Raw genomic sequence first — 7984 nt, 5'->3', positions numbered from 1 at the left:
CTGCCGCGCCGCCACGCGCGCGTGGAGCTGGCGACGAGCCGCGAACACCGCGCCCTTGACGTGGCGCTCGCGGTCCGCACGGCGGTGGGCGACGCGCTGCCGGGCCACCCGACGGTTGCCGTCCTGGTCACCGCGGTGGAGTGACGACGTCAGTCGCCGAGCCCCGCCAGGTCCCGCAGGCGACGCCCCTGCGCGGCCCGCTCGGCGGTGCGCTGCTCTTCGTACGTACGCCCGACCACGCCCTGCAGGAGGGCCTTGGTCTCGATGACGGCGTCGCGCGGCGCGGTCAGCAGCGCGGCCGCCAAGTCGCTCACGGACGCGTCGAGTTGGTCTGCGGGCACGACAAGGTTGGCCAGGCCAACGCGCTCGGCCTCGGGCGCGTGGACGAACCGCCCGGTGGCGCAGATCTCCAGCGCGCGGGCGTAGCCGACAAGCCCCACGAGGGGGTGCGTTCCGGTGAGGTCGGGCACCAGGCCCAGGCTGGTCTCGCGCATGGCGAACTGCACGTCGTCAGCGGCGATCCGCAGGTCACAGGCGAGCGCGAGCTGGAAGCCCGCACCGATGGCATGCCCCTGGACCGCGGCGATGGACACGATGTCACTGCGCCGCCACCAGGTGAACGCCTCCTGGTACTCCGCGATCGTCGCGTCGAGGACGTCGTCGTCACCGCGCGCCAGATCGATGAATGACGGCTCACCGTCGAAGCCCTCGGGCGTGAACGCCTGTCGGTCGAGGCCCGCGGAGAAGGACTTGCCCTCACCGCGGAGCACGACGACACGGACACTGCCCGGCAACATCCGGCCTGCCTCGGCCAACGCCCTCCACAGCGCGGGAGATTGGGCGTTGCGCTTGGCCGGGTTGGCCAGCGTCACCGTGGCGACGGCCTCGTCGACAGTCAGGCGTACGCCGTCCTTGTCGAGTACCGGTGCGGATCCGCCGAGTTCACTGCCGGGCGAAACCATAGGGGCCTCCGATGGTGGTGTGCGGTCGGTCGGGACGCATGTACGCGCCCGTAAGTGACTGCACAGTAACCACCCGGCCGATCAACCGATCGACCGGGTGGCCACCGTCGAAGCCGGTGTGCCGCCCGCAGCCGTCAGCCGGCTGCGGCCTTCTTGCCTCGCGTCGCCCCGCCGCGTCCCCGCAGCGTGACTCCGGATTCGCTGAGCATGCGGTGCACAAACCCGTACGAACGGCCGGTCTCCTCGGCCAACGCCCGGATGCTCGCACCGCCGTCGTACTTCTTCTTCAGGTCTGCCGCGAGCTTGTCGCGCGCGGCGCCGGTTACCCGGCTGCCCTTCTTCAGAGTCTCGGCCACCCGTGCCTCCTCATGGGAAGTGCGCTCTGGACTTCTCATGATCACCCCTCGCGGGCTTCCTGGCCACCCATTCGGCAAGGTCCGTACGACGAGGTTTCCCGCCGGGGAAGGCGACACCACGAGCGGAATTAACGATTCCGCGCATCGAATTACGTACGGCCGAATGGGTTGTGGGCCGAAGTGCCAGGTCAGCGAGGTGGCAGGCGAGAACCGGGTCCGATGCCCTTGCCACAAGGGAAATCCGTGTATCCCACACTTCGGTACGAGGAGACCTCACACAGATGAAGGATCACGGCTCGGCCGAATGATCCATACGCAGTGGATCAGTTATTCGATCAACCAATGTGGACGCTCAGGCGAGCGCGACGAGATCCGCGTAGTCCTGGCCCCAGAGGTCCTCGATGCCGTCGGGCAGCAGGATGATCCGCTCCGGCTGGAGCGCGTCCACCGCGCCCTCGTCGTGCGTGACGAGGACGACCGCGCCCTTGTAGGTGCGAAGCGCCCCGAGGATCTCCTCGCGGCTCGCCGGGTCGAGGTTGTTGGTGGGCTCGTCGAGGAGCAGCACGTTGGCGGATGAGACCACCAGGGTCGCGAGCGCCAGACGGGTCTTCTCGCCGCCGGACAGGACGCCCGCCGGCTTGTCGACGTCGTCGCCGGAGAAGAGGAAGGAACCGAGCGTCTTGCGCACCGCCACGAGGTCGAGGTCGGGGGCGGCCGAGCGCATGTTCTCCAGGACCGTGCGCTCCGGGTCGAGGGTCTCGTGCTCCTGCGCGTAGTAGCCGAGCTTGAGGCCGTGGCCCTCGAGGATCTGCCCGGTGTCGGGCTTCTCCGCGCCGCCGAGGAGACGCAGGAGCGTGGTCTTGCCCGCGCCGTTGAGGCCGAGGATGACCACGCGCGAACCCTTGTCGATGGCCAGGTCGACGTCCGTGAAGATCTCCAGGGAGCCGTACGACTTCGAGAGCCCCTCGGCCATCAGCGGGGTCTTGCCGCAGGGCGAGGGATCGGGGAAGCGCAGCTTGGCGACCTTGTCGCTCTGGCGCACGTCCTCCAGACCGGCCAGGAGCTTGTCGGCGCGCTTGGCCATGTTCTGCGCGGCGACCGTCTTGGTGGCCTTGGCGCGCATCTTGTCGGCCTGCGAGTGGAGCTGGGTGGCCTTCTTCTCGGCGTTCTGCCGCTCGCGCTTGCGGCGCTTCTCGTCGGACTCGCGCTGCTGCTGGTAGAGCTTCCAGCCCATGTTGTAGACGTCGATCTGGGCGCGGTTGGCGTCCAGATAGAAGACCTTGTTGACGACCGTCTCGACCAGTTCGACGTCGTGGGAGATCACGATGAAGCCGCCGCGGTAGGACTTGAGGTAGTCCCTGAGCCAGACGATGGAGTCGGCGTCGAGGTGGTTCGTCGGCTCGTCGAGGAGCAGGGTGTCGGCGTCCGAGAAGAGGATGCGGGCCAGCTCGACGCGGCGGCGCTGGCCACCGGAGAGCGTATGGAGGGGCTGGCCGAGCACGCGGTCGGGGAGGCTGAGCGCGGCGGCGATGGTGGAGGCCTCCGCCTCGGCCGCGTAACCGCCCTTGGTGAGGAACTCCGTCTCCTGGCGCTCGTACTGCTTCATCGCCTTGTCGCGGGTGGCACCCGCGCCGTTGGCGATGCGCTGTTCGTTCTCGCGCATCTTGCGGATGAGTGTGTCGAGTCCGCGGGCGGAGAGGATGCGGTCGCGGGCCAGCACGTCCAGGTCGCCGGTGCGGGGGTCCTGCGGGAGGTAGCCGACCTCTCCGGAGCGGCTGATGGTGCCGCCGGCCGGGATGCCCTCACCGGCGAGGCACTTGGTGAGCGTGGTCTTGCCCGCTCCGTTGCGGCCCACCAGGCCGATGCGGTCGCCCTTGGCGATACGGAAGGAAGCGTTCTCGATGAGGATGCGGGCGCCGGCGCGCAGCTCGATGCCGGAAGCGGTGATCACGGACAGACTCCTGGGCAGGGGGGGTTGGACGGCGGAAGGACTGAAGGCGATCACGCCGTCTAATGCACGAGGAGAATGGCCATGCGGCCAATTCTAACGGGGCGGTGCAAGCTCTTTTTCTGCCCGGGTGCCTACGTCCGCGGGGGCGCCGCCCGGCAGCTCGTTGCCCAGGGGCCTGCGGCGGGGCACGATCCGGCCGAGGTCGTCCACCGCGATCAGCTGTGAGGTCCACGGCGTCGCGGCGTCCCCGCAGGGCTGGGCGACCATCAGGGCAGCGCCGTGGCGCACGGAACGGGCGGGCTCGAAGGCGCAGCCCCGGCGGGCGGGCAGCACCCAGCGCAGGTCGCCGTCGGCGCTGCGGTAGGCGGCGATGCGGTGCGGGGTGACGACGGCGAGCATGCGGACGCGGGGGTCGAGGGGCTGCAGGACCCCGGTGGCGCCGTGGGCGGCGGGAGAGCGCAGCCAGGGGGCGCTGCCGGGGATGGCGCGGTGCCAGCGGACGCCGCTGCCGTCGGCGCGAGCGGTGTCGGTGACCAGTCCGTCGCTCCAGAGCGCGATGGCGTGCCCGGGGGCGGGGAGCAGGGCGAGCGGGCGGGCTCCCTCGCGGCTGTAGGTCCAGCGCGGGTGGCCCGTCGCCTTGTCGTACGCCTCGACCGCGCGGCCCGTGGTCCGGAGCCCGGGGGCCGCTGTGCCGTCGGCCACGCGCGCGTGGACGGTGACGTGGTCTCCGTAGGGGGCGGGTCGCGAGTGGTGGGCCGCCGTGATGAGCGGCAGGGCGAGGAGGCCGAGGACGACCGGGAGCGCGAGCCGTGAGCCGCAGCGGGCGGGCACCGGTCTCCCGGCCCCGGGTCCGGACACCTCGAACGGCACTACGGACACGACGCCCCCTCTTCGGCACCTCTTCCGGTACCTCTGCCCATGGAACAGGCGCAGAGCGTAGCGGCGGCGTCACCGCACGGCCCCGGGCGGCGGCCGCGACACGACGCACCGTTCGGCGAGGGTCCCCCGTTCGGCCCTCCGTCCGGCGCCGCGTGGAGTGGGGCATATCAGGATGAAGGCGCCGACATCTCGGCACAGGGCGGTGAGCCGCCGCCCCGGATGCGAGGCAGAGGGTGGTGCGCCCATGCAGTTCGACGACGACGCCGATCTGGACACGTCCGAGGTACAGGACGTGCGGGGCAGCCGGATCCCCGGCGGCAACGCGACGGTCGGCGGCGGCATCGCGGGCCTGATCGCACTGCTCCTGGGGCTGTTCTTCGGGGTCGGCCCGGACCAGCTCGGCCTCTCGTCGGGCGACGAGGAGCCCGCCGCCACTTCCTCGTCCCTCGCGCAGGTGCAGCAGACCTGCCGTACGGGGCAGGACGCGAACACCAAGGAGGACTGCCGCATCGTGGCGGTGGTCAACAGCGTGCAGGACTACTGGCGCTCGGAGTTCAAGCTCAGGCAGGCGAGCTACTCCCCCGCGTCGACCGTCCTGTTCACCAGCCGGGTGGGCACGGCGTGCGGCGCGGCGACGTCGGCGGTCGGCCCCTTCTACTGCCCCGGTGACCGGAAGGTCTATCTGGACCTGGGCTTCTTCGAGGAGCTGCGGACGAAGTTCGGCTCGAGCGGCGGCCCCTTCGCGCAGGCGTACGTCGTGGCGCACGAGTACGGGCACCACGTGCAGAACCTGATGGGGACGCTGCAGCGCGCCCAGGACGGGCGTACGGGCCAGAACAGCAACGCCGTGAAGGTCGAGCTGCAGGCCGACTGCTACGCGGGCGTCTGGGCGCGGCACGCGACCCGCACCCCCGACGACAAGACGGGCAAGCCGCTGATCACCAGCCTGACCGAAGCGGACATCCGCGAGGGCCTGGACGCGGCGGCCGCGGTCGGCGACGACCGCATCCAGGAGAAGTTCCAGGGCCGGGTCACCCCGGAGTCCTGGACGCACGGCTCGGCCGAGCAGCGGCAGCAGTGGTTCTACCAGGGCTACCGCACCGGCGACATGGCGCAGTGCAACACCTTCCGGTGAGGCGCCCGGTGGGGCTCAGACGCCGCCGGTGTGCACCTGGAAGGCGGCCCGGCGCACGGCCTTGGCCAGCGCCGGGTCGGGGTGGGCGGCGGCGAGGGCGACCAGGACCTGGACGGTGCGGGGGTGGCCGATGCGGCGGACCTCGTCCAGGAGCGCGGGCACCGTGGGCTGCACCGCGGACTCCAGGTGACGGATGAGGAGATGGGTCTCCCCGTGGTCGGCGACGGCCGCGGCGGTGTCGACCCACAGCCACGTCGACTCGTCCCGCGTCAGGACCAGGTGGACGTCCTCGGGGTCGGCGCCCTCCTGCTCGGCCAGCCAGATGAGGGCGTAGGGCCGCAGCGAGGTCTCGTCCACGACGGCCCGCACCTCCGCCTCGGCCGGGGCGCCGACCACCCGCAGCGCCTCGAAGGCGAGGCCGCGCAGGAGGGCGTCCTCGCCGCGGGCGGCGTCCAGGAGCTCGGTGACGGCGCTGCCGACGGGGCGGGCGGCGAGCCAGGCCCGGTACTCGGAGCGGGCCGCGTTCGGGCGCAGGCGCGCGCAGCCGCGGAGCATGTCGTCGGCGGACTGCTCGATGTTGCCCGCCGGGCTCTGCGCGGCCACGCAGATCTGCTCCAGCTTGACCCAGACCGCCCAGCTGCCGAGCGGTGTGAGCGTGGCCTGCCCGTCGGCGTACGTGAGCGCTCCGACGGCCGCGAGGCCGCGCAGCGCCCAGTCCAGGAGGGTGGCCAGGGACGGGGTTTCGGCCGGGTCGACCGGCTCGGGCTGCGGGCCGTAGGGGATCTCGCAGCGTTCCGTGCGCAGTTCGGTGACGCGCTGGTCGAGGAGGTCGAGGAGCTGCGTCACGGGGACGGGGCCCGCGGAGAGCTGCAGCAGGGTGAGGAGCTGCGGCATGGCCTCGACGGTCTCGGCCACGACGGCGGGCGCCAGTTCGCGTGACGCCGCGTGCGTGAGCGACCAGGCGTCGAAGAGGGCGACCCAGCCGCGCAGCACGGCGGCGTCGTCGCGGTCCCAGGCGCGCAGCCGCCAGCCGGGGCGCGCGCTGTCGCCGTGCACCTCGATGAGGCCGGCGAGGCGTGCGGTGTCCCAGTCGGCGCGGACCTGATCCGGGGTCAGCGCGAGTTCCGCGGCGGCCCGTTCGGCGGTGGCGGCGAAGAGGGTGCCTTTGCCGCCTTTGGCTTCGGGCGCTCCTGCTGTGGCTTCGGGCACTCCCGCCTTGGCATCCGGCCCCGCCTCGGCATCGGGCACCGCCTTGACTTCGGGCGCTCCCGCGCGGCCGCGTCCCGGGTGCAGGGACGCGTCGGCCCAGCGGGCGACCCGAACGGCGTCGGCGAGGCTCCCCCGCGCCATCCGGGCCAGCTCTCCAGGGGCGGGTGTGCCCTCGGGGGGCCGGGGCGCGGGACGGCGCGCACGCTGCTGCGTCACTGCGCCGGGGGCGGTCAGGGATCGCGCTGTGCCGCGCTCCGCCCCCGCTCGCCTGTCGGCCCTGGGGGACTGAGCGCGGACGAGTCGGAGCCTTGAGTCGCGCGGGATACGGGACGTCACGGGAGCAGTCTTCCTGTTGACGGTCCGAAAACCCAAACGGAATGCCTTCGCGAGGCTCCGGAGCGCTACTTCAGGGGGCTCTCACGCACTACATGAGGGGCGTGAGGAAGCGCCTCAGCGCCTCTTCGTAGCCCGCAGGGTCGGCGTTCCACATGGCGCCGTGGGGCGCATCCGGAACGGTGTGGAGCGTGACCAGTTCCGGTCGCCGATCGGCCAGTTGGCGCGAGAGGGCCCACGGGGCGATCACGTCGTCGGGGCCGTGGAAGAGAAGCGTGGGGACCTTGAGCACACCGGGGTCGGCGGCCTCCAGGATGCGGTCGCCGCGCAGGCCCGTGCGGCCCTGGGCGGCGCGCACCGCGAGCGGCAGGAGGGGCCCTGGTGTGCGCCGGGCCGCGGCGAGTGCCCGCAGCGTGGTCTCCCAGTCGAGCACCGGGGAGTCCAGGACGAGTCCGCTGATCCGGTCGCGCAGGGCCGAGTACGCGGCGGCGTGCAGGGCCATGGCGGCGCCGGTGGACCAGCCGTGCAGGATCACGTTCTGGGCTCCGTAGCGCACTGCGTAGCGGATGGCCGCGTCCAGGTCGCGCCACTCGGTCTCGCCGAGGTGGCCGAGGCCGTCCGGGGAGCGGGGCGCGCCGATGTCGCCGCGGTAGGCGATGTCGAGCACCGGGAAGTGCTGGCGGTGCAGGAAGTCCATGACGACCATGGGGTGCTCGCGGGTCGTGCCGAGGCCGTGCACGGTGATCACCCAGGTGTCGCGGACGCCCGGCACGAACCATGCGGGCAGACCGCCGAGTTCGCCGGGGATGTCGACGTCCGCGTGGTCGATGTCCAGCGCGGCGTGCGGGTCGCCGATGTGGACCTGCGGGGTGAGCCAGACCTTGTCGCCGGGCTCCAGGGAGCCGTGCGTGACGCGCTCCAGGCGGCGTACGACGGTGTCCGCGGCGTGCGGCGCGGAGTCAAGGACGGGCCCGATCACGGCGTGGCTGCCGTTGCCGCTGAGGCCGTACGTGCCCGGGCGCAGGCTCGCGAGCGCGCGGGTCAGGGCGATCTGGCCCGCGGCCGTGGCATGGACCGTGAGGCGGGGCTCGGTCGGCAGGGGACGGCCCGCCGGCGCCTTCAGGGCGGCGTTGCTGGCGAACCGGCCCGCGGCGACGGC

7 protein-coding genes and 1 pseudogene are annotated in these 7984 nt (G+C 72.3%); 2 read left to right on the top strand and 6 right to left on the bottom strand.

The window, feature by feature from the left end; all coding sequences use genetic code 11:
- Positions 1–144, top strand: a pseudogene (locus ABD378_RS24310) (nucleopolyhedrovirus P10 family protein); the annotation flags it as partial.
- Positions 145–149: 5 nt separating this feature from the next.
- Here the strand turns inward: ABD378_RS24310 and ABD378_RS24305 are convergent.
- The 4 genes from ABD378_RS24305 to ABD378_RS24290 form a co-directional block, all read right to left on the bottom strand.
- Positions 150–962 carry an enoyl-CoA hydratase/isomerase family protein gene (locus ABD378_RS24305; protein ID WP_344523687.1) on the bottom strand — a complete coding sequence of 271 codons (813 nt, stop codon included), beginning with the start codon at positions 960–962 and terminating at the stop codon, positions 150–152.
- Between the two features lie 134 nt (positions 963–1096).
- Positions 1097–1318: a helix-turn-helix domain-containing protein gene (locus ABD378_RS24300; RefSeq protein WP_055550175.1), complete on the bottom strand. Its 222-nt coding sequence runs from the start codon at positions 1316–1318 to the stop codon at positions 1097–1099.
- A 352-nt stretch (positions 1319–1670) separates the two neighbouring features.
- On the bottom strand, positions 1671–3269 hold the full coding sequence (locus ABD378_RS24295) for an ABC-F family ATP-binding cassette domain-containing protein (protein WP_344523684.1): 1599 nt from the start codon (positions 3267–3269) through the stop codon (positions 1671–1673).
- Between the two features lie 93 nt (positions 3270–3362).
- Positions 3363–4148, bottom strand: coding sequence for a PQQ-binding-like beta-propeller repeat protein (locus tag ABD378_RS24290; protein WP_344523682.1), 786 nt, complete (start codon positions 4146–4148; stop codon positions 3363–3365).
- Between the two features lie 244 nt (positions 4149–4392).
- Here ABD378_RS24290 and ypfJ point away from each other — a divergent pair, with 244 nt between their 5' ends.
- Positions 4393–5283, top strand: a complete 891-nt coding sequence (ypfJ, locus tag ABD378_RS24285; protein ID WP_344523680.1) for a KPN_02809 family neutral zinc metallopeptidase — start codon at positions 4393–4395, stop codon at positions 5281–5283.
- A 15-nt stretch (positions 5284–5298) separates the two neighbouring features.
- Here ypfJ and ABD378_RS24280 read toward each other — a convergent pair whose 3' ends face one another.
- Both ABD378_RS24280 and ABD378_RS24275 read right to left on the bottom strand, forming a co-directional pair.
- Positions 5299–6828 carry a hypothetical protein gene (locus tag ABD378_RS24280; RefSeq protein ID WP_344523678.1) on the bottom strand — a complete coding sequence of 510 codons (1530 nt, stop codon included), beginning with the start codon at positions 6826–6828 and terminating at the stop codon, positions 5299–5301.
- Positions 6829–6916: 88 nt separating this feature from the next.
- Positions 6917–7984: alpha/beta hydrolase (locus ABD378_RS24275; RefSeq protein ID WP_344523676.1), on the bottom strand; the 1068-nt coding region annotated here is incomplete at its 5' end.

Origin of the sequence: Streptomyces rectiviolaceus, assembly GCF_039533825.1 — a bacterium.
Taxonomy (GTDB): domain Bacteria; phylum Actinomycetota; class Actinomycetes; order Streptomycetales; family Streptomycetaceae; genus Streptomyces; species Streptomyces rectiviolaceus.
This window is presented reverse-complemented; position numbering and strand designations above follow the sequence as displayed.

Coding starts and splice junctions, on each gene's coding strand:
- ABD378_RS24305 (WP_344523687.1), bottom strand. CDS start 962: ATGGTTTCGCCCGGCAGTGAACTCGGCGGATCCGCACCGGTACTCGAC.
- ypfJ (WP_344523680.1), top strand. CDS start 4,393: ATGCAGTTCGACGACGACGCCGATCTGGACACGTCCGAGGTACAGGAC.